The 21,524-nt window shown below is 44.8% G+C and carries 21 protein-coding genes; 4 read left to right on the top strand and 17 right to left on the bottom strand.

Annotated features, from left to right (window positions below):
* Nucleotides 1–15 precede the first annotated feature (15 nt).
* The 7 genes from hisS to MHH60_RS18230 form a co-directional block, all read right to left on the bottom strand.
* Nucleotides 16–1,269: a histidine--tRNA ligase gene (gene hisS, locus MHH60_RS18260; RefSeq protein WP_036677635.1), complete on the bottom strand. Its 1,254-nt coding sequence runs from the start codon at nt 1,267–1,269 to the stop codon at nt 16–18.
* Between the two features lie 192 nt (nt 1,270–1,461).
* Nucleotides 1,462–1,599: a hypothetical protein gene (locus tag MHH60_RS18255; protein WP_172628854.1), complete on the bottom strand. Its 138-nt coding sequence runs from the start codon at nt 1,597–1,599 to the stop codon at nt 1,462–1,464.
* Nucleotides 1,600–1,966: 367 nt separating this feature from the next.
* Nucleotides 1,967–2,416 carry a hypothetical protein gene (locus MHH60_RS18250; protein WP_036677637.1) on the bottom strand — a complete coding sequence of 150 codons (450 nt, stop codon included), beginning with the start codon at nt 2,414–2,416 and terminating at the stop codon, nt 1,967–1,969.
* Nucleotides 2,417–2,464: 48 nt separating this feature from the next.
* The gene (locus tag MHH60_RS18245) at nt 2,465–2,974 is read right to left on the bottom strand and encodes a type 1 glutamine amidotransferase domain-containing protein (protein WP_076105448.1); all 510 of its coding nucleotides are present in this window, start codon (nt 2,972–2,974) and stop codon (nt 2,465–2,467) included.
* Between the two features lie 150 nt (nt 2,975–3,124).
* Complete coding sequence (locus tag MHH60_RS18240) at nt 3,125–3,280, bottom strand: hypothetical protein (RefSeq protein ID WP_162636812.1); 156 nt, start codon at nt 3,278–3,280, stop codon at nt 3,125–3,127.
* 134 nt (nt 3,281–3,414) lie between these two features.
* Entirely contained in the window at nt 3,415–3,858 is a 444-nt protein-coding gene (gene dtd, locus MHH60_RS18235) for a D-aminoacyl-tRNA deacylase (RefSeq protein ID WP_036677641.1), read from the bottom strand.
* Nucleotides 3,859–3,879: 21 nt separating this feature from the next.
* On the bottom strand, nt 3,880–6,060 hold the full coding sequence (locus tag MHH60_RS18230) for a RelA/SpoT family protein (protein ID WP_036677643.1): 2,181 nt from the start codon (nt 6,058–6,060) through the stop codon (nt 3,880–3,882).
* 313 nt (nt 6,061–6,373) lie between these two features.
* Here MHH60_RS18230 and uraA point away from each other — a divergent pair, with 313 nt between their 5' ends.
* Complete coding sequence (gene uraA, locus MHH60_RS18225) at nt 6,374–7,687, top strand: uracil permease (RefSeq protein WP_038572987.1); 1,314 nt, start codon at nt 6,374–6,376, stop codon at nt 7,685–7,687.
* 251 nt (nt 7,688–7,938) lie between these two features.
* Here the strand turns inward: uraA and MHH60_RS18220 are convergent, their stop codons facing one another.
* The 6 genes from MHH60_RS18220 to MHH60_RS18195 form a co-directional block, all read right to left on the bottom strand.
* Nucleotides 7,939–8,457, bottom strand: a complete 519-nt coding sequence (locus MHH60_RS18220; RefSeq protein ID WP_036677647.1) for an adenine phosphoribosyltransferase — start codon at nt 8,455–8,457, stop codon at nt 7,939–7,941.
* 145 nt (nt 8,458–8,602) lie between these two features.
* The gene (recJ, locus tag MHH60_RS18215) at nt 8,603–11,005 is read right to left on the bottom strand and encodes a single-stranded-DNA-specific exonuclease RecJ (RefSeq protein WP_076137426.1); all 2,403 of its coding nucleotides are present in this window, start codon (nt 11,003–11,005) and stop codon (nt 8,603–8,605) included.
* 29 nt (nt 11,006–11,034) lie between these two features.
* On the bottom strand, nt 11,035–11,985 hold the full coding sequence (locus tag MHH60_RS18210; protein WP_036677651.1) for a cation diffusion facilitator family transporter: 951 nt from the start codon (nt 11,983–11,985) through the stop codon (nt 11,035–11,037).
* A 150-nt stretch (nt 11,986–12,135) separates the two neighbouring features.
* On the bottom strand, nt 12,136–13,038 hold the full coding sequence (secF, locus tag MHH60_RS18205; protein ID WP_052097271.1) for a protein translocase subunit SecF: 903 nt from the start codon (nt 13,036–13,038) through the stop codon (nt 12,136–12,138).
* Nucleotides 13,028–14,278 carry a protein translocase subunit SecD gene (secD, locus tag MHH60_RS18200; RefSeq protein WP_076137428.1) on the bottom strand — a complete coding sequence of 417 codons (1,251 nt, stop codon included), beginning with the start codon at nt 14,276–14,278 and terminating at the stop codon, nt 13,028–13,030. The genes secF and secD overlap by 11 nt, the downstream gene beginning before the upstream one ends.
* A gap of 221 nt (nt 14,279–14,499) precedes the next feature.
* Nucleotides 14,500–14,751 (bottom strand): post-transcriptional regulator, encoded by a 252-nt coding sequence (locus MHH60_RS18195; protein WP_036677655.1) that lies wholly within the window; start codon nt 14,749–14,751, stop codon nt 14,500–14,502.
* Nucleotides 14,752–14,947: 196 nt separating this feature from the next.
* On the opposite strand from MHH60_RS18195, the gene spoVB reads away from it, so the two are divergent.
* Complete coding sequence (gene spoVB, locus MHH60_RS18190; protein WP_076137430.1) at nt 14,948–16,546, top strand: stage V sporulation protein B; 1,599 nt, start codon at nt 14,948–14,950, stop codon at nt 16,544–16,546.
* A 4-nt stretch (nt 16,547–16,550) separates the two neighbouring features.
* On the opposite strand, the gene MHH60_RS18185 is transcribed toward spoVB, so the two are convergent.
* On the bottom strand, nt 16,551–17,315 hold the full coding sequence (locus tag MHH60_RS18185; RefSeq protein WP_076130399.1) for a DUF421 domain-containing protein: 765 nt from the start codon (nt 17,313–17,315) through the stop codon (nt 16,551–16,553).
* A gap of 226 nt (nt 17,316–17,541) precedes the next feature.
* On the opposite strand from MHH60_RS18185, the gene MHH60_RS18180 reads away from it, so the two are divergent.
* Entirely contained in the window at nt 17,542–17,934 is a 393-nt protein-coding gene (locus MHH60_RS18180; RefSeq protein ID WP_038572995.1) for a TIGR04086 family membrane protein, read from the top strand.
* Between the two features lie 109 nt (nt 17,935–18,043).
* Nucleotides 18,044–18,868 carry a phosphatase PAP2 family protein gene (locus MHH60_RS18175; RefSeq protein ID WP_036677662.1) on the top strand — a complete coding sequence of 275 codons (825 nt, stop codon included), beginning with the start codon at nt 18,044–18,046 and terminating at the stop codon, nt 18,866–18,868.
* A gap of 95 nt (nt 18,869–18,963) precedes the next feature.
* Here the strand turns inward: MHH60_RS18175 and yajC are convergent, their stop codons facing one another.
* Genes yajC through queA form a run of 3 tightly spaced genes read right to left on the bottom strand, consistent with a single transcriptional unit; the run spans nt 18,964 to nt 21,521 of the window.
* Nucleotides 18,964–19,284: a preprotein translocase subunit YajC gene (yajC, locus tag MHH60_RS18170; RefSeq protein WP_038572999.1), complete on the bottom strand. Its 321-nt coding sequence runs from the start codon at nt 19,282–19,284 to the stop codon at nt 18,964–18,966.
* A gap of 50 nt (nt 19,285–19,334) precedes the next feature.
* On the bottom strand, nt 19,335–20,471 hold the full coding sequence (gene tgt, locus MHH60_RS18165; RefSeq protein WP_036677666.1) for a tRNA guanosine(34) transglycosylase Tgt: 1,137 nt from the start codon (nt 20,469–20,471) through the stop codon (nt 19,335–19,337).
* Between the two features lie 21 nt (nt 20,472–20,492).
* Nucleotides 20,493–21,521 carry a tRNA preQ1(34) S-adenosylmethionine ribosyltransferase-isomerase QueA gene (queA, locus tag MHH60_RS18160; protein ID WP_076137431.1) on the bottom strand — a complete coding sequence of 343 codons (1,029 nt, stop codon included), beginning with the start codon at nt 21,519–21,521 and terminating at the stop codon, nt 20,493–20,495.
* Nucleotides 21,522–21,524 lie beyond the last annotated feature (3 nt).

Below are 21,524 nucleotides of genomic sequence, written 5' to 3'. Positions count from 1 at the left end.
TTAAAAAGTCTTCTTCTATACCAACGCCTGAGCCAGCTCCTCGAGCTTCACAGTCTGCTGTTCCCCTGTACTCATCGACTTCAGCGCAATTACACCATTCTTCAGCTCGTCTTCGCCAAGAATCGCAGTATAACGTGCCGACATACGGTCAGCTGACTTCATCTGTGCTTTCATCTTCCGGCCGAGGTAGTCGCGTTCTGCCGAGAACCCTTGGCTACGCAGAAAGTATAGCTGCTTGGAGATTTCAATGTCAGCCTCTTCGCCAAGAGCTACAAAATACACATCCAGTGGCTTCGCAGTCTCCAGTTCTACCTTCTGATCTTCCAGAATAAGAAGAATACGCTCCAGTCCGATCCCAAAACCAATACCCGGTTGATCCGGTCCACCGATTTCTTCAACCAAACCGTTGTAACGGCCTCCGCCGCCTACGGTATCAATAGAGCCAATGCCAGCTGCTTTATATTCAAACGCAGTATGCGTGTAATAATCCAAACCACGTACAAGACGAGGATTAATCGTGAACTCCACACCCATGATGTCGAGATGCATCTTAACCTTCTCAAAATGAGTTATGCATTCATCATCCAAACTGTCCAAAATGGAAGGCGCATCTGTAAATTTATCCTGATCCACCTTGCAATCCAGTACACGAAGCGGATTACGCTCGATTCGACGCTGACAATCACTGCAGAGGTTATCCTTCATCGGTCTAAGGAATCCCAGCAGCTTCTCCCGGTAAGCCGCACGGCTTGGTGCATTACCCACGGAATTAAGCTCCACTCTTACATCCTTAAGACCTAGATCCTTATAGAATTGGTAGCCCATAGAAATTACTTCTGCATCAATAGCCGGATCCACGGCCCCAAACGCCTCAATCCCAAACTGATGGAACTGGCGATATCTTCCGGCCTGCGGACGCTCATAACGGAACATAGGTCCGATATAATACAGCTTGCTTACATCTGGTTCACCGTATAGCTTGTTCTGAACGTAAGCCCGCACGACACCAGCTGTTCCTTCTGGACGAAGAGCCAAATCACGGTCGCCTTTGTCCTTGAACGTATACATTTCGCCTTCCACAATATCCGTTGTTTCGCCTACTCCACGTTCGAATAACCCTGTGTGCTCAAACATAGGTGTGCGAATTTCCCGGTAGTTAAAACGGCGGCATAAATCTCTGGCCTTCCCCTCAATATACTGCCATTTCTCCACAGCACCCGGAAGCACGTCCTGCGTTCCTGTTGGTTTCTCGAATCTTTCTTTAGCCACAGTCTATCCCTCCTAAAAAATAACCCCTCTAAAGCTGTTCTCTTCATCTGTTTCTATTGCAGAAAAAGCAAAAAATCCCTCGTCCTGTTTTATAAAAAAACAGGGACGAGGGATTATCATAACCAATAATACACCACGTGGTACCACCCACATTCCGGATCAGTAAAAATATACTGAAGCCGCTCAAAGCGGTTAACGCCCGCCTACGCGTAAACGGCTACTGATCGCGGCAATCAACACTGCCCACTTTCGCCGTACGTTCTCGGGGAGGTCATTCATTCGCTCATCAACAGAATCCTTGCAGCCAAGCGATGCCGGGTCATCATCCACTTAAGTAGATGTCAGCCGAATCGACAGGGGATTCTTCTCTGGAGTTGTGGGTTCTCGAATTACTTGGTCCCGTCATCAAAACCATATGATAAAATCGTATATTGTTAATATTCTACTGAACTACTGCATTAAAGTCAAGGTACTAAAAAGGATGCCTATTATAAATTTTGACAGCTTCCGAGTTTTTTATTCAGCAATTATAATGTAACAAAAAAAATGACCTGCAGCCGAATGCTGCAGGTCCATCATCATATATTATTAAAAAGGGGGTCATGCCTTTATTATAAACACGCTATATTAAGGAATCATGTACGTAATATTACGATTATATTACATTCCATGAAAGCGGTTTATTTTTAATAGAATACTATTCGAATTGTTCAACATAAGCCCCTTTGCCCCGGAGGATTTCCACAACTTCATTATAATTCTCTTCTGCTATACTTAGCTCCATCACATAACGAAGTTCACTTAAATCCCCATCCTCGAGATCTCCTTCTGCCACGTTCGCACTAACCTGATCTTCATTCACACTATAATGTGTTTCAGGGTCAGCCCTAGTGTCGGAAGCGGCAATGCCAGGAACCAGCATAGCTCCAGCTGCAGGTGTGCTAGCCGTTCCAAGCGTTCCAGTTGTGCCTGCAACTACAGATGCACTATCCAGTGGAATGATTGGAAACAGAATATTACGATCATTGCCGATAGGGTCTGTGAGCGGCCAAACCTCCAAGCCATCCACCTTGTAGCTAATCAATGCTGTTTTTGCGCCTTCTGCTTCATTTTCAGTTCTGAAATATGCTTGGATTTTTCTGCTCATTGCCATTACCTCCTTGGATTATAAGACTCTAATTTAAATATTGCTTATTTATTTCAGGACCTTCAATATTTCACGAACAAATGCAGGCTCATCTTTTGGTGTACGCGAAGTAATGTAATTGCGATCAACCACTACTTCCTCATCCTTAAACTCCGCGCCGGCATTCACAACATCATCCTTCAGCGGAGGATAAGAGGTAATGGTGCGTCCCTTAAGCAAGTCTGCACTGATCAGAATTTGCGGTCCGTGGCAAATAGAGGCGATAGGCTTGCCTGCTTCATTTGCTTCTTTTACAAACTTCAAAATATCGGCATTTTGCCGTAAATTCTCAGGGGAAGAACCACCCGGGATGACAATCGCATCATAATCACTAGCTTGAACATCGGCGATCGCCTTGTCTGCTGCGTAGGAGACTTCTTTCTTTTTACCTAGCAGGGTCTCCCCTTTTTTCAAACCAATAATGTCAGCTTGATGTCCTGCCTTTATAATTTCATCATAAGGAACCTTCATTTCAGAATCTTCAAAGTCATTAGCCAGTAAGAAAGCAACGTTACTCATGTAATAGTTTCTCCTCTCTGTCTTTAGCAATTAATGATGTTCTAAATATTCTTTCTTGTGGTCTATTACCCTTATGAGGATGCTTTCTAACCTTTAAACTGAAAATAGGCTTCCTACACAACACCGAAAAAGCCGCCTCTTCCACCCGCTTCAGGTACGCGGCAAGAGATTGCGGCTTCTTCCTTTGATCACTAGTGGTTCGGTCTCGCCGTCTAGCTTTTTGGCTAATGCACAGGCTTCCATAGGACTCCCAGTCGGTAGTGCCGGGATACTTCTCCATACCCATGCCTTCTGTGATTGTCTCATTCTTAAACTCCTGCCTTATGCGTGATATCTGCCTGCATTTAGTTTATCCAGCCCAAAGAAGCTCTATCCGCATAAAAAAAAAGATGTCGAAAGTTAGCTCCGGCCAGAAGCAAACTTCGACATCCTCTATTTCGTTAGCTGCGGCTATCCAGAATGAGAGTAACCGGGCCCCAATTGGTCAGCGACACATCCATCATCGCTCCAAATATGCCCGTCTCCACCTGAAGACCTCCAGCTCTAAGCTCTTGATTAAAATAATCATAAAGACGCTCGGCCTCCGCAGGAGCTGCAGCTCCCATGAAATTCGGCCGTCTTCCCTTACGGCAATCTCCGTATAAGGTAAACTGTGACACTGAAAGAATAGCTCCGTTAGTATCCGTGACACTATAGTTCATTTTGCCAGCATCATCTTCAAAAATACGCAGTCCAGCTATTTTATCCGCTAAATATTTGGCATCCTTCTCTGTATCTTCATGGGTAACGCCGACAAGCAGCATCAGGCCATTGCCAATCGCTCCGGTCACTGTCTCATCCACGGTTACTTTGGCGTCCTTACAACGCTGTACTACAACTCTCATCGCACTACTTCGCTCCTTGCCTTATTGCATGATCCGATTCACTGTATATACATCCTTGACTCGCTTTACTTTATCTACAACGGATTGCAGATGCTCCGTATTACGAATAAGGATGGTCATATGAATCATTGCCATCTTATTCTTGTCAGAGCGCCCAGTGACCGCTGAAATGTTCGTTTTGCTCTCGGACACAGCCTGCAGTACTTCATTGAGCAGTCCATTGCGATCATGGCCTGTAATCTCAATATCCACACTGTAGTTCGCTTCCATCGTGCCTTCCCATTCCACTTCAATCACTCTAGCTGCTTCTTCTCCGTCACCTTCACCCGGAATGTTAGGACAATCCTGGCGGTGTACAGATACGCCCCGGCCCCGTGTAACATAACCTACAATGTCGTCACCCGGAACCGGGTTGCAACATCGTGCAAAACGAACAAGTAAGTTTTCAATTCCTTTTACACTAACGCCATTGGTGGGTTGATTTCGTCTCTCGCCGGATGACTTGATCTCCTTCATCTCTGAAGTAAGCTCCAAGTGATTAGCAGCTTCTTCCTGCTCCTTGCGCAGCTTCTCCGTCAAACGGGAGGCAATCTGCGAAGCGGTAATCCCACCAAAACCAACGGCAGACAACATATCCTCTACATCATTAAAAGCGAATTTTTTCGCTGCTTCCAATAGTTTTTCATCAGAAATCCACTCAGAAACTTCAACATTCAGGCGCTTCAGCTCACGTTCAATTGCTTCGCGACCTTTTTCGACATTTTCCTCACGTTTTTCTTTTTTGAACCATTGCTTAATTTTGCTTCTTGCGTGAGAGGATTGTGCAATTTTGAGCCAGTCACGGCTAGGCCCGTAAGAATGCTTAGACGTCAAAATCTCAACAATATCGCCCGTCTTCAGCTTGTGATCAAGCGGCACGATCCGCCCGTTCACCTTGGAACCAATTGTACGATTGCCCACTTCTGTATGAATGCGGAACGCGAAGTCAAGAGGCACAGAACCGGCAGGAAGCTCGATAACCTCACCTTTAGGAGTAAATACAAACACCAGATCTGAGAAAAAATCCATTTTCAGTGATTTTACGAACTCTTCGGCATCCTTAGCTTCATGCTGCAGCTCCAATATTTCGCGAAAGAAAGGCATCCGATTCTCCGGATTAGCATTATTACTGCTGCCTTCTTTGTATGCCCAATGTGCGGCTATCCCGTATTCTGCCGTGCGGTGCATTTCCCAGGTGCGAATTTGCACCTCAGTAGGCTCTCCGCCTGGTCCTACCACAGTAGTATGCAGAGATTGGTACATATTGGCTTTTGGCATAGCTATATAATCTTTAAAACGCCCCGGCATTGGCTTCCATAAGGTATGAATAATTCCAAGGGTTGCATAACAGTCCTTGATATTATCCACAATGATACGAATGGCCAGCAGGTCATAAATTTCATTAAACTGCTTGTTTTTTGTGCTCATTTTGTTATAAACACTGTAAATATGCTTCGGGCGGCCGGAGAGATCACCTTCAATGCCCATTTCATCCAGCTTGGCACGAATACGGCCAATTACGCTGTCGATAAATTGCTCACGTTCAGCCCGCTTCTTATGCACCAGATTAGCAATCCGGTAATACTGCTGCGGGTTCAAGTAACGAAGCGCAATATCCTCCATCTCCCACTTAATCGCAGAAATCCCCAGCCGGTCAGCTACAGGACAGAAGATCTCCAACGTCTCATAAGAAATACGGCGCTGGCTCTCTTCAGATTGGTATTTTAACGTTCGCATATTATGCAGACGGTCCGCCAGTTTAATGACAATGACCCGGATATCCTGAGCCATAGCAATAAACATTTTGCGGTAATTCTCGTTCTGCTGCTCTTCCTTTGAGCGAAAGCGAATGCGTTCCAGCTTCGTTAAGCCGTCAACAAGCATTGCGCAGGTATCGCCAAATTTAGCGCGGATTTGTTCCAGTGAGACCGTCGTATCTTCCACCACATCATGCAAAAGCGCTGCAACAATAGATATAACATCCATTTGCATATTGACGACAATATCTGCCACCGCCAGCGGATGCAGAATGTATGGCTCCCCCGACTTGCGGATCTGCCCGTGATGAGCCTGATCGGCAAATTCATAAGCTTCCCGGATGCGGAGAAGATCTTTATCTTTTATATAGGCGCCAGCCTTATCAATTAATCGCTCAATGCCCATTCTCGTCGTATCCGATTCCTTTCTATAATAAAATGAACCCGCAACTGTTCAAAAATCTGCAGGTTCCAATCATTTCATTTGTCCAAGCTTACTTACGCCCTTATTCAAAGTTGTCTATAATTATGAGGCTTAAGGAGGATTACGTCAACACTTGCCATCTCATGGTATTCCAGAAGTAAAAGTAATTAAATTCGGACAAATTAATAACACTTGTGAAAATGTTGTTGTAAAAAAGCCAAGTTCTATTTAATCTAGTAAAGGCGGATTTTCGCCGGACAACATAATATCAGATAAGAAAGAGGAGTGAACTCCATTGCAACGCGAAATTCAAGTTAACGAAAAACTTCCATGGGGCCCAGGCTTTCTATTAAGTCTCCAGCATTTGTTTGCCATGTTTGGCAGTACAGTGCTAGTGCCTAACTTGTTCGGGGTCGACCCTGGAATGATTTTGCTTATGAATGGTATCGGTACATTGCTGTACATTTGGATCTGTCGCGGTAAAATCCCTGCGTACCTTGGTTCCAGCTTTGCCTTTATTGCACCGGTATTGTCAGTACTCAGTCGTTACCCAAATGATCACATGAAGGGATACTCGCTAGCTTTGGGTGCTTTTATCGTCACTGGTATTATATTCGTGCTCGTGGCATTGATCATTCGTTATGCAGGAACCAAATGGATTGATGTTGTTTTCCCTCCAGCAGTAATGGGAGCGATCGTAGCTACGATCGGACTAGAACTTGTACCTGTTGCCGCACGAATGGCAGGACTTATTGCTCCTGAAGGCGTTGCAGTTGCAGACTGGACGCCAGATGGCAAAACAATCGCACTTTCTATGGTGACGCTTGGTGTAACTGTAATTGGAGCTGTACTCTTCCGCGGTTTTCCAAAAATCATTCACATCCTTATTGGTATCGTCACTGGTTATGGTTTAGCATATATTTTGAAAATGGTGGATACCGCTGCTATCTCTAATGCAAAATTTTTAGCGCATCCTTCCATCGTTACTCCTTCATTTGATTGGAATGTAATATTCACTATTATCCCGGTATCATTAGTTGTTATCGTTGAGCATATTGGACATTTACTTGTAACAAGCAATATTGTCGGCAGAGACTTGGCAAAAGATCCTGGACTTGACCGCTCCCTGATGGGGAACGGGATATCTACAATTATCTCCGGTTTTATCGGTTCTACTCCAAATACAACCTACGGTGAAAATATCGGGGTTATGGCGTTGACTAAAGTATATTCGGTATATGTAATCGGCGGCGCAGCGGTGATTGCTATTCTGCTTTCATTCTCTGGAACTTTCTCCTCCGTTATCGCTAATATTCCAACCCCTGTAATGGGTGGTGTATCCCTGTTGCTGTTTGGTGTAATTGCGGCTTCCGGATTACGTATTTTCGTTGAGCAAAAAGTTGATTTTTCCAAAGCTACGAACATGATTATGGCTACGTTGGTACTCGTTGTGGGAATCAGTGGTACAACCCTTACTATGGGCAACGTTAAACTTAGTGGTATGGCGCTGGCTACAATTGTTGGTATCGTATTGGCACTGTTCTTCAAACTCATTGAAGTGCTTGGACTCTCTAATGATGGCGGAGAAAGTGATAAAACTGCCCATTAATCGGTTGTAAAAATAGAATTTTAAAAAAGCTGCTCCAACATCCATTTATGGACTTGGGCAGCTTTTTTTATTGACTCAGATACAAACAGCAACTCTCCGCCAAAAGGCAGATAACTGCTGTTATTATCTTACATTTTCCAATTAATGTTTAACTTCCACACTTTGCGTCACGCGCTAATCTTTGCACTTTTCAGCATAATTCGAGAGCCGAATCCCCGTTTATTTCCCGGGAAAAGACAAACTTTACAAGATTAATCCTCGTAATTCACCAAGGAAAGAACTTCAACTCCAGAAAGCTTATTACGCCCAGCAAGCTCAACCAGCTCAATCAGAAAAGCAGCACCTACCACTTTACCGCCAAGCTGTTCTACAAGGTTAACCGAAGTAGCAATAGTTCCACCAGTAGCCAATAAATCATCAGCGATCAATACTTTTTGACCAGGCTTGATAGCATCTGTGTGAACAGCAAGGGTGTCCTTGCCATACTCAAGATCATAACCTACCTCTATAGTCTCATATGGAAGCTTGCCGCTTTTACGAATCGGCACAAAACCCACTCCCATCGCATAAGCAAGAGGTGCTCCAACTACGAAGCCACGTGCTTCTGGTCCAGCGATAACGTCGATTTCCAAGTGCGCTACGAGAGCTTTCAACGCGTCAATTGCTTGGCGATAAGCCTCTCCGTCCTTAAGCAATGTGGTGATATCTTTAAAACTAATACCTTCTTTAGGGAAATCAGGAATCACACGAATACTATCTTTAAAATCCAAATTTATCATCTCCTATAAGTTTTGTAAGCATAAGCTACAGTGATTTCAGATCGGCAAAACTTGCTTCGTAAGCATACGCTTTGTTATTTAAGCGTTGCATTTTTATACACCGTTGGGTACGCTCAGCAGTTCCTATTTGCATGGATTATGATACGCCTAAACGACGCGATAACATCCAGTCCTGTAACTCTGACAGGCTGCCCTCCATGAAGTATTGCTCCATCTCCGCCATCTGTCCCAGTCGGACAAAATGACTCGATGCTGTCAGACTTTTTGCTACTGGCTGAGTAATAAACGCCACACTTCCCTGACTTCTTTTAATAAAATCAAGCTCCTCAAACACATCAAGCATGTTGTTAAGCATGCGGATACTTAACGAGGACTGGCGGCTTAACCGCAGCAAAACTTCGTTCTCAGGCGTTGCAACTGAAGTGATTGAAGCCAACAGTTTATAAAGTATTTTGAAATGATCCCGTGTGGGAGTAATAAGTCGTTCTCGGCCATCCTTGATAGAATGCAATAACGCAATATTATCAGCATTAGGGAAGGTTTGGAGCAGCGCATCCAATTGTTCAGGAGTCTCCGGCATATCCAGTAAGCATAACAGAGAGACATGCCCTGCTTCCTGAAGGGGCTCATCCTTAACAGCGGCGCTAATGCCAGCTTCTTTATCATATACCCATAAAGACATTCCTATCAATTCACTTGCAGGCGTACTACGTCCATTCTGAAACACTGCAGCAGCTCGATACGGTCCCGCACCACTATAAGGAAGAAGTAGTTCTCTAATATGTGCGGCTTGCCGTACGGCGTCAGCAGCACCACGAAGATCGAATAACTGAGCGTCCTGCACAGATAAATCCTGCAACATCAGCTGTGATTTGCGTGAGCCATTCCATTCATTGATCGACAGCTCAGCTAACACGTTGATTGTAGTACCCGCCGGTAGCAGCCTGGATAAAGCGCCTTTGCCAAAAGCCAAGGCTTCAATGCTGCTTTTCCCCTGTTGCAATACAATCTTCAGGTGTTTTCCATCTTGACCCATTGTACGTGTCTCTTTCACGGTAGCCCCGCGAATAATAAACTTCGGCAACGGATTAGACATTCCGAAAGGTGCAAGCCTTTCCAATTCTAACGCGGTCTGCAGTGATAAATCCGAGATTGACACCTCGGCATCAGCGGAAGCAACAGGAACGAAATGCTCTGGCGTTAACACCCCGGACGCATATTCATTTAATGCTGCAGCAAAGGCTTCTAATCCATCCCGATGCAGGCTCATTCCCGCAGCGGCTGGATGACCTCCAAAATGATCCATTAAATCAGAACAAGAAGAAAGTGCAGCGTAGATATCAAGTCCAGGTATGGAGCGAGCAGAACCTTTGCACATTCCGGTCTCTGGATGTATATCCAGAATGATCACAGGCCGATAATAACGCTCCAGCAGTTTGGAAGCCACTATACCTACCACACCTACATTCCAGCCATGATCAGCAAGAACAATGATGTCTGGGATTTCGCCACCCTGTGTCATCTGCTCCAGCTTGGCAGTGGCCTCAACAACAATTCTTTCTACCACCAATTGGCGTTCTTTGTTAAGCAGGTCAAGCTCTCCAGCTAGCTGCTCTGCCTCAGCTGCATGCTCGGTAGTGAGGAGAGACACAGCTCGTCCAGCATGGTCCAGGCGACCACTGGCATTGATGCGCGGCGCCATACCAAAAGCGATATTGACCGCACTCACAGTGCTCATGTTCACACCGCTGACAGCGAGTAAGGCACGAATCCCCGGGAAACTGGAATGCCGCATACTTTCCAAGCCATTTCTAACAATCTCACGGTTTTCGCCAAGCAGCGGCATTAAATCCGCAACCGTTCCTATCGCTGCAATCTCTGCCCATTCTGTGGGAGTCTCTTCCCCTAGAATAGCTTGAGCAAGCTTATAAGCCACACCTACACCCGCTAATCCCTTGAACGGATAAGGGCAGTCTGGCAGCTTGGGATTAATAAGCGTATAGGCCTCTGGCAAAAGCTCAGGAGGTTCATGGTGATCCGTAACGATCACATCGATCCCCAATTCATTAGCGTAAGCAACCTGATGATACGCGCTAATGCCAGTATCTACGGTAATGATTAAGGAGACACCTTGCTGTAAAGCCCAATCCAGGGCATGATTATGCAGCCCATAACCCTCGTTAGAGCGGTGTGGGATATAAATATCAAAGGAAGCGCCTAAATAGCGCAGCAGATGAATCATAAGTGCTGTGCTGGACACCCCGTCAGCATCATAATCGCCATAAATAAGAATATGTTCTTCTTCTTTTAAAGCCTTTCTAATTCTAGGAACCGCTTCAGCCATTCCTTTGAGTAGGAACGGATCATGCTGTTCTTCCTCACTGCCATCCATGAAGCTTAGAGCTTCATGAGGCGTGTTCATTCCTCTATTTACTAATAGTGAGGATAAGAGTGGAGAAATAGAAAGGCTCCGGGCCATATCCCTAACTGTGTCGGGATTGGCTGCCGGAGATTGCCATCTTGTTTTTGAATAAAGCAATAGAACTCACCTTTCTCTCACCTTGCAAACTACTGAAGCAACGTAGGAATATCATTATCCGGCAATTCATAATTGCTTTTGTACGGATAGCCGGGATCATAAGGAACAACGTCCATATGTACCTCACCGACATGAACAAACCGGTGCTGCAGCAGCTTCCTAGCGCATTCCGAAATATCCTGTGCTTCCATCACCGTAATCCGCGGATTCACACTGATCTTCACTTGAAGATTCACATAATTCCCTTGCTCAAGTGCCTTCAAATGTTCTACGCGAATGACGCCATGAACACGTTGCACTGTTTCAATAAAATTAGCGGCTTCCTCCGAAGGAAGCTCCTGCGCATTTTTAGTGTTAATAGAGCTAGCAATGAGTGAATAGCCTTTACGAAGAATTAAAACTCCGGTTAAGAGTGCGGCAATAGGATCCATATAAGATAGAGGATGCCAATAGGTACCACCCATGGATAATGAAATTCCGACTAATACTGTGATAGATGTATATAAGCTGAAACGATGACTATTAACATATGCAGCGTGACTGCCATCACCTATTTTTTTAAAGTAGCGATATTGATATTGAAATACAGCTTCTTTAAACACAATAGATACTAAGACGGTTACAAACGCCAGCTGTCCGTGTGTAGATGATTTTCCATCTGTTAAGTCGCGGATTGCAGAGAAAGCGATCTGCAGTCCCCCCATAAGAATAAATACCGAAAAAAGTATAGCCAGCAGCGGCTCCTTAGTGCCCCGTCGTTCTTCGATCCTTTGTTTACTCTTTCTCCCTTGCTCAGAGCGCCACGGAAGAATATCCGCCAGTTTGGCTGCTGCATCTGCTCCGGAATACAAAGCATCCCCCATTAATGCCTTGCTCCCTGAAATATAGCCAAAACTCCCCTTAGCTACTGCCAAAGTAACATCGCTAATGATCCCTGTCCAAGCAACCGTCTCGCTTTGCGGTGATCGTTCTTTATTCATACGAGGCCCTCCTTACCAATAGCAAGTAATCTCATGATGATTCAATACACATGACATGACCCTAAAGATTTCGAAAGCCGCGTCGCATTTGACGCGGCTTTCTTAAACGTATAAGAAAAGTAGAACTTAGAACTTCGATGCTAATTTCTTCTAACCTTTATTCGGGCTGCTTTTCACTTTAACCTTCTCACGCTTTTTAAGCACTAACCAGAGTGGACTTGCAATAAAGATGGAAGAGTAAGCTCCGAAGAGCAAGCCGATTACCATCGCAAGCGAGAACATCTTAATCGACTCGCCTCCGAACAATAACAGGAAGAACGCCGCAATAAATACGGTAAATGCGGTATAGAGAGAACGCATGAGCGTTTGAGCCACACTTTTATTCACAAGGTGTTTCAAGTCTTCATAAGTTTTCTGTTTACCAAAACGTAAATTCTCACGGATCCGGTCAAAGATAACGATCGTATCATTGATGGAATAACCGATGATCGTAAGCACCGCTACAATGAACGTCAAATCCACTTCCAAGCGGAAGATAGAGAAGAGCGCGACTACGATAAAGGCATCATGGAGCAAGGCCACAATCGATGCCACGGCGAAACGCCATTCAAAACGAATACTTACATAAATAATAATCCCCAGACAAGAAATCAGAACTGCATAAATAGCATTACGTGCCAATTCTTTTGCCATTTCAGTGTCCACGGTATTAATTTCAAATGATGCTTTGTCATCCAGCTTAAGGATTTCAGCTTTTAGGGCTTCATCTTGAGCCTCATCAAGAACTTCGTCATAGCGGATATTCACACGCTGATCACCAAACGAGATCGTTGGTTCATGATCGACATCGATTGCACTAGTTGCAGTCTTAACCTGATCCAAGTTCAAATTCTTGGAAAGGGAGATGTCCACATTAGATCCAGCTTTAAAGTCAACGCTGTAATTCAGGCCAAATGTCGCCAGGAAAATCAATCCTGCTACTGTCAATGCGATAGAGAAAATATAGAAATATTTACTCAAATGTACGAAATCAAGCTCTTTCTTAAAGCGCACGGATTTCACTCTCCTTAACACCGAAGCTCTTCGGTTTGTTCAGCTTACCCGCTTTGACAAGCTGGCTAAGCAACCAGTGGGAGAAATAAAGATTCGTGGCGATACTCAGCACGATTTCTACAATCAGCACCAATGCAAAGCCTTTGACCGCACCTGTACCGAAGGCAAACATAACTGCTGCCACAATAATAGTAGTCACATTGGAGTCCATTACTGTCCGGAAAGAGGATTTATTCCCCGCTTTAACGGAGGACAGTATACTTTTTCCACTGCGCATTTCTTCCCTTATCCGTTCGTTGGTAATGATATTGGCATCGACCGCCATACCTATACCCAGAATAAATGCGGCTATACCAGGCAGCGTCAAGGTGAAGTCTGCGAAGACGAAGACCGCAATTAGCGCCCATGTATGCAAGAGCAAGGCAAAACTAGCCAAAAGACCTGGCAAACGATACATTCCGATCATGAAAATAAGGATAATCACAGAAGCCAGCAGACCTGCTCGAATCGTTTGATCAAGCGATTGCTTACCCAGGGTAGCACCCACACTTTGGGAATATTTCTCCGTCAGCTTCAGTGGCAATGCACCTAGGTTAATAGTGTCTGCAAGTTCACGTGCTTCCTTAATTGTATAGTTACCCGAAATAGAAGCACTGCCATCGGTAAGTACTGCTTGTACCGTAGGGTCAGATAATTTGTTCTCATCCAAGTAAATTGCGAGATTATTTCCTAAGAGACGTTTAGTAATCTCTGCAAATTTGTCCTTGTCCTTAATCTTGATGCTGATGATTGGCTGATTCAGGTTATCCCGTCCAACTTCTGCAGCACCTTCAACAAAATCACTACCTACCAGTTCGATTTTGCTGTAAGTTCCCTCAGCGTCACCTTCAGCAGCACTACGGAAAGTCAGAACTGCAGGTTCCTTCATTTTTTTACGAACCTCGGCTTCATCCGTTACGCCCGCAATTTTCAAACGGATACGGTCCGTACCTTCAGTAGTTACCTCTGGTTCACTTGTTCCGAGCGCATTCGCCCGTTTTTCTAAGCTTTCCGCTGTCTTCAGCAGAGAAGCTCGGGACAATGCTGCTCCCGCTTCCATAGGCTCAGCATGATACAAAATCTCAAATCCGCCTTTCAGGTCAAGACCAAGTCTAACCTTGTCCAGCAGTCCAGGAGTAGTAAATGCCATAACGCCTGTCAAAACGAGCACGGTAATAAAAAAGCCCATTAGTCTCTTCATGCTCTAGCTAGTTCCCCTTTCATTAACTCAATATTCCTATTATAGCTACACGCGAAATGACCGTCAATTCACAGCATTGATAGAGCTATACTCACACAAAGAAACGGCCGCCCCTGCTTAAATCAGCAAGACATCCGTTTTAATAGGAGATGTGGAGTTATTATTCTCTTACTTTACTGCTTTATCAGGCAGTTCGCAAAAAGAAATATGTGGTTTATTGTTCAGTTCAACCCCCGATAGGCCGCAATAGTCAAATAATTCATGTAACTATTGGCTTTCAAGGAATAAATGTCGTTTACCAGCTTATGTAGGGGAGGCAAGCCTTCCTTATCATAATTACGGCTGATGCAATCCCAAATATCCTTGCTGGTTACATACTCATAGCCGAGGAGCCGGAATTCTTCAGCTTTGCTGCGGCACATGGCTTCGATTTCTTCACTATGTTGATCATGATTCCACTGTTCCGATTCCACGTGTTGACACCTCCAAAGATCGCTCATGTTCGTATGCTCACCATAGATATTCGACTCTTGTTCTTCGCTTTCCTTCTTCCGTCACAAAAAGTTAATGCCACTAAAACAAGGCATGCCGAGATAGGGGTACAGCATATCCATAAGAATAGACAAGTTCACCAGCGTTTTATTTCATTTTGGGAAGAAGGCGTGACCTTTGAAGAAACAGAGCTTTATACAAGGAACTTTAATCTTGCTAGCCGCCGGCATCATTAATCGGATGCTTGGATTTATTCCCCGGATTGCTTTACCACGTATTATCGGAGCAGAAGGTGTGGGTCTGTATCAGCTCGCGTATCCTTTTTTTCTTGTGCTGGTTACTGTCATTACAGGCGGGATTCCACTGGCGATAGCCAAGATGGTTGCGGAAGCAGAAGGAGAGAATCGGCCTGAAAAATCAAGGCTGATTTTACGTACTGGACTTGCCCTTAGTGTTGGACTTGCAATCTTCTTTACTTTGGTTGCTTTGGTAAGTGCCTCATGGGTCTCCAATGTTATCTTAACAGACCATCGGGTTTATTATACGTTTATTGCCATGATCCCAATGATTGGGATTGTCGCCGTATCTGCAATCTACCGCGGTTATTTCCAAGGCAAGCAGAACATGATTCCATCGGCGCTCTCCTCCATCTTCGAATCTTTAGTGCGAATATTCTTTATGCTATGGTTCTCCTGGTTGTTGCTTCCTAAGGGTATTGCTATGGCGGCGGCTGGAGCGATGTTAGGTGTGACGGTAGGAGAAATTGGCGGAATGTTAGCGATTCTGTGGCAATATTATGTCATTACTAAAAAAGATAAAAAGCAGACAAATCCGACTCCAGAGCACCCCGCTCTCGAGCCGGAGGTTATCTCATCTGATACACAAGGTGTGAAAGCCAACTCCCCCATATTACGGCGGTTACTAGGCATATCCATTCCCGTTACGGCAAGTCGGCTTGTCGGCTCTTTTTCGTATCTGCTGGAATCTATTATTACTGTGCGCAGTCTCGCCTTGGCAGGTATAGCCGCTGCTGCCGCTACAGCTCAGTACGGGTCTTTACAAGGGATGGTTATTCCTTTATTGCTGCTGCCCGGGGCATTAACCTCTTCACTTGCTGTGTCTCTGGTTCCTTCCATATCAGAAGCTGCCGCAAGAAAGGACTTGCCCACCATTCACAAGCGTATGCATCAAGCGTTGCGGCTTGCGCTGGTAACAGGTGCTCCTTTTGCTGTTCTTATGTATATCCTGGCGGTCCCGCTATGCAATTTGTTATATGGCAACGCGGATACAGCCCCTATGCTGAAGCTTATGGCTCCATTCGCCTTGTTCATTTATGTTCAAGCTCCCTTACAAGCTGCGCTGCAAGCTATGGATCGACCGGGCAGGGCACTCATCAATACCTTAATTGGAGCAGTAGTCAAAATCATTCTGATCGTAATACTGGCATCTCAACCTGAGTATGGAATTTATGGCGCCATCATAGCCATTATTGTGAACAGCATTCTGGTTACGCTGCTTCACGGATACAGTGTGGTCAGTCTTATTTCATTATCTTTAAGAGTAACCGAAACCATAAAAACCTTATGTGCAATGGTCGTTATGGGAGCGGGCGTGCATTATGTATACACTTCCATTCCCATTGCAGATGTACAATGGATTCAATTTATATTTGCCTCTGCGATAGGAATGGTCCTGTATTTCGGAATCAGTCTGTTAGCTGGCCTTATCTCAATTCGTGATTTGGACCGTCTGCCGTTTATCAAACGCAGGCTCTAAAAGGTTATCTGTTGTCCAAACGGTCGACATAAATTCTGCCCTTATGATCTATGGAGCATAGAAAAACATTTTTGAAATCAGATACTCCCTTTTGGCGAATTTGAGTTCTTAACCAAAATCTGGTTTTTCCAATCATCTCTAAATTCTGATCCTGCACCTTTCCATCCATAATCAGAGGGATTGGAAGTCCTTCATACCTGATCTTATTCTTCGGCAGTTCTATCTTACGGTTCTTGTTCCCTTTATTATCGTCACTCTTTTTATGCTCAGCAGCTGCACTGCTATTGCCTGATGGGTTAGAGGATGAACTCCCCTTCTCTTTCTCGAATACGGTTAGCTGTCCACTAGGCTCCAGGATCGCAAATTCCACGTCAGCAGGACTGGCGATGTTCTGTCCACGCAACTGCTGCAGCAGATCATCAATATTATATCTCTGCCTACGCATTTCGCCCCGGTGCAGCTTGCCGCCAGAAATGAGTATGCTCGGTTTGCCGTCCATTAAAAGTCTGAGCTTTCTGCTCTTAAGACTGAGCTGAGCCACAATCACCTGTATCAACACCAATGTTGCCATCGGAACGACTCCTTCATAGATCGGCCGATTAATATCCTCAAGCACAAAAACAGCAATCTCGGCAATCATGATGGAGATCGTTAAATCAAATACAGACAGCTTACCTATTTCCCTCTTCCCCATGATGCGCATACACAGGAATATGAAGAAATACATCAGCACGGTCAAGAAAATATGGGTAGAGATATGCTGGAACATATAGCTTCGCTCCCCTCCATTCTCACCCGCAGACTTGTTTCCTCGGGTGGATTAATGTAACCCTATTCTGACCGCTCTGTGCAGGGAACATTCGGAAGCCGGCATATTAATTAATGGTAAAAAGGCTGCAATGCCCTTTCTTGTACTATTGGGGCAAGCCATCCCATACAATGAATAATAACTATGTTGATTCTTTTTCCTCAAAAAAACTTTAGGAGGTTGTACCATGTATTTAATCCGGCGCATGTTCTCATGGAGAATAGCCAATCCTGTGTTATCTGGCCTATGTCGATCATTCCTTTGGATGCTGATGGGTGCGTTTGTCCTCTCACTTTTGTTATGGGGCAGCAGTCTGAAGGAGCAGGATCTCTCAATGTACACGTACATTGTACACGGCATAGCTGCAGCATTCGGAGGACTAACCGCCGGTCGCAGAGCCACGAGCAAAGGCTGGTATCAAGGAAGTCTTACAGGCGCATTTTATGGGGTTATCGTTCTGTTGATCGGTTTTTTGGCACTGGACAGCGCACCCTCTGGTGTGGATCTGCTATGGGTTCTGGCAGCTGCAGCAATTGGCGCTCTCGGCGGAATGTTTGGCGTTAATTTACAAAAAAGCTAAAATTATAATTCCATTAAATTCGAAACATTCCTTGAAAATATGTTAAACTGTGATCATCTGACTTCATTAAGAGATCAAGGAGGCTTCGATTGCTTTGTTTTACCAATCAATGAACCATATTGTTTTGTACACAGTTGCATTAGTAGTGATATTAGTATGGATTGGCGCTAAACGTAATCCACTCATGGCATTGGTTGAAATTGGGAAAGAGATGCTGCGATCCTATAAGTTTTTGTTGCTGATTGCAGGAATGTTTGGCGTATTAGCCATAAATAAATATGAACTGCAAATTGAACAAAAAATGCATCTTACCTCTGATTATACGCCGTTTATATTTGGCCTAGAGGGTCATTTTGTCCAAGCCGTTCAGGATATATTCTACAGTCCATGGTTAACACCGATCATCGTCTTTTTCTACATTTTCATGCTTCAGTCTGTTCTAGCAGCTTCATTAGGGGTCTATCTGTTAGATAAAAACCGGGTGATGTTATATGCCACCTGCTATGCTATTATTATCAACTATGCCTTGGCGATTCCATTCTATCTTTACTTCCCGGTAAACGAGGTTTGGTCCTATCTGCCGGCAGGCGTCAAATTTACTATGCTGGATGTATTTCCGAAATTCGAACAGGAATATAGACCGCTATCCGGTCTCAATAACTGCTTCCCGAGTCTACATACGTCCATATCTGTTACAATGGCACTTCTGGCCTTCCGTTCAGGGAACCGCCGCTGGATGGTCATCACTAGCATTTCTGCAGTTGTAATCGTCTTTGGAATCTTCTATCTGGGCATTCATTGGCTTACAGATATGATTGGTGGAACCTTGCTAGCTGTACTAGCCTCTACAGTTGGCGTTCAACTCGCCAAATTAACTTTGCGGGGACGTGAAGAATCGCTTACCGTTCCGAGCCGCGTAACAAATGTACGTTAAAGTTAAACTGCTAAATCGAAATAACCTTGAAGATCAAAAAAGCGGTGTCCTCTCCAATGAGAAGACACCGCTTTTTATGTACTTAAATAACAAGTCTATACTTTCTCTTCGACATCCGTCGCCACTGCGTGACTAATGGAACCCCGATCAAAAGTCAGCTTAGTTACATCGTTGACCCGCAGAACCACGATATCATCGGAAATCTCCATGATCGTACCGTGAAGTCCTCCAATAGTAACGATTTTATCGCCCTTTTTCAGAGCTTTCAACATTGCGTTACGAGTTTTGGTCTTCTTTTGTTGCGGACGAATCAGCAAGAAGTAGAATACTACAAACATAAGGACAAAGGGACCTACCAGGCCTAGTATACTACCTCCACCACCTGCGCCAGCTGCATATTGAAACGATTGAATCATATTTCTCCCCCCTTTCAAAGTACATTAAAGCATGACTCTTAAATCAAACCCTAAAAGCCTTTAAGATTATCATATAATCCGTATTTGGCAAAAAACTCATCGCGAAAATCAAGCAGCCGATCTTCTTTGATGGCTTCACGCACTTTACGCATTAAATCCAACAAGAAGTGCAAATTGTGGTATGTCGTCAATCGAAGTCCGAAGGTTTCATCGGCTTTGATTAGATGGCGCAAATAAGCGCGGGAATAATTCCGGCATGTATAGCAATTGCACTCCGGATCAAGCGGCCCAAAATCACGGGCATACTTAGCGTTGCGTACAACGAGTCTTCCCTGACTGGTCATCGTTGTTCCATTACGGGCAATACGAGTAGGCAAGACACAGTCGAACATGTCCACTCCTCGGATTGATCCTTCCAGCAGCGCATCCGGTGAACCCACGCCCATCAAATAGCGAGGTTTGCCTTGTGGCAGCAGGGGAACTGTATAATCCAGCACTTCATACATTAGCTGCTTGGACTCTCCGACGCTGAGCCCCCCAATAGCATACCCCGGGAAATCCATGGAAGTCAAATCAGCCGCGCTCTGACGGCGCAGATCTTCATACATGCCCCCTTGCACGATAGCAAAAAGACCCTGATCGTTAGGACGAGCATGACTTTTCAGGCAACGTTCTGCCCAGCGCGTGGTGCGCTCCAGTGATTTTTTTACATAATCATATTCAGCCGGGAATGGAGGACATTCATCAAATGCCATCATTATATCTGAACCCAGGGAGTTCTGAACCTCCATCGCTACTTCCGGAGACAGGAATTTCTTATCCCCATTTAGATGAGAACGGAAATGAACTCCTTCTTCCGTAATCTTGCGCATGTCGCTTAACGAGAATACTTGAAACCCGCCGCTGTCTGTCAGAATCGGACGATCCCAGTTCATGAACTTGTGCAGTCCACCAGCTTCACGAACAATATCATGGCCTGGTCTTAGAAACAGATGGTAAGTATTGCTCAAAATAATATGGGCATCCATCTCTTTCAGCTCTTCAGGACTCATGGTCTTTACTGTAGCTTGTGTGCCGACTGGCATAAATGCTGGTGTCTCAATCACACCATGTGGAGTGTGGACTCTTCCAAGTCTGGCTCCGGATTGTTTGCACGTTTTGATGTGCTCATAAGTAATTGCTGCCATAAGTTAACCCATCCTCTTACCTTAATAAATAAACATTGCATCTCCAAAGCTAAAGAATCGGTACTTCTGCTCTATCGCTTCTTCATAAGCAGCTAGAATATGTTCCCGACCTGCCAAAGCGCTAACCAACATAACCAAAGTAGACTTTGGCAGGTGGAAATTGGTAATTAGCGCATTTACTACACTGAACTTATACCCTGGATAGATAAAAATATCCGTCCAGCCGCTGCATTCCACAAGCGGACCACCTTCACATTGTCTTCCGACCGTTTCAAGTGTCCTACAAGACGTTGTGCCAACTGCAATAATACGACCGCCTCGTGCCTTAGTAGCATTTATGGTATCTGCCGTTTCTTGAGACATTACGAAATACTCAGAATGCATAACATGCTCTTCAACCTTCTCTACAGACATCGGACGAAAAGTACCGAGACCTACATGAAGGGTGATATAAGCGATTTTTACACCCTTAGCCTCAATCTGTTTCAGCAATTGTTGGGTAAAATGAAGCCCTGCGGTAGGCGCAGCGGCCGATCCCTCATGCCGAGCATACACAGTCTGATATCGTTCACGATCATCCAGTGTTTCCTTAATATAAGGTGGCAACGGCATCGTTCCCAGCCTGTCCAGAATCTCCTGAAAAATACCCTGATATATGAAACGAAGCGTACGGCCGCCCATATCAGCTTCGTCCTCGATAACGGCACGAAGCTCATCACTAAAGATGATCACCGCGCCTGTCTTGAGCTTTTTCCCTGGCTTTACAAGAGCTTCCCAGCGATCATCCCCAAGATTCTTCAGGAGAAGTACTTCCGCCTTAGCACCAGTATCTTCTTTCACTCCAAACAATCTCGCTGGAATGACTCTCGTATCATTTAGAACAAGTGTGTCTCCGGGATTAAAATAATCAATAATATCGGTAAAATGCCGGTGAGCCAGCTCTCCATCCTCCTTATTCACTAAAAGCAGTCTAGAAGCACTGCGATCAGCGAGAGGTGTCTGGGCAATCAATTCTTCCGGCAAATGAAAATCATAAGCATCTACATTCATGGT

The sequence above is a fragment of the Paenibacillus sp. FSL H7-0716 genome (assembly GCF_038002705.1).
Taxonomy (GTDB): Bacteria; Bacillota; Bacilli; order Paenibacillales; family Paenibacillaceae; genus Paenibacillus_AQ; species Paenibacillus_AQ odorifer.
This window is presented reverse-complemented; position numbering and strand designations above follow the sequence as displayed.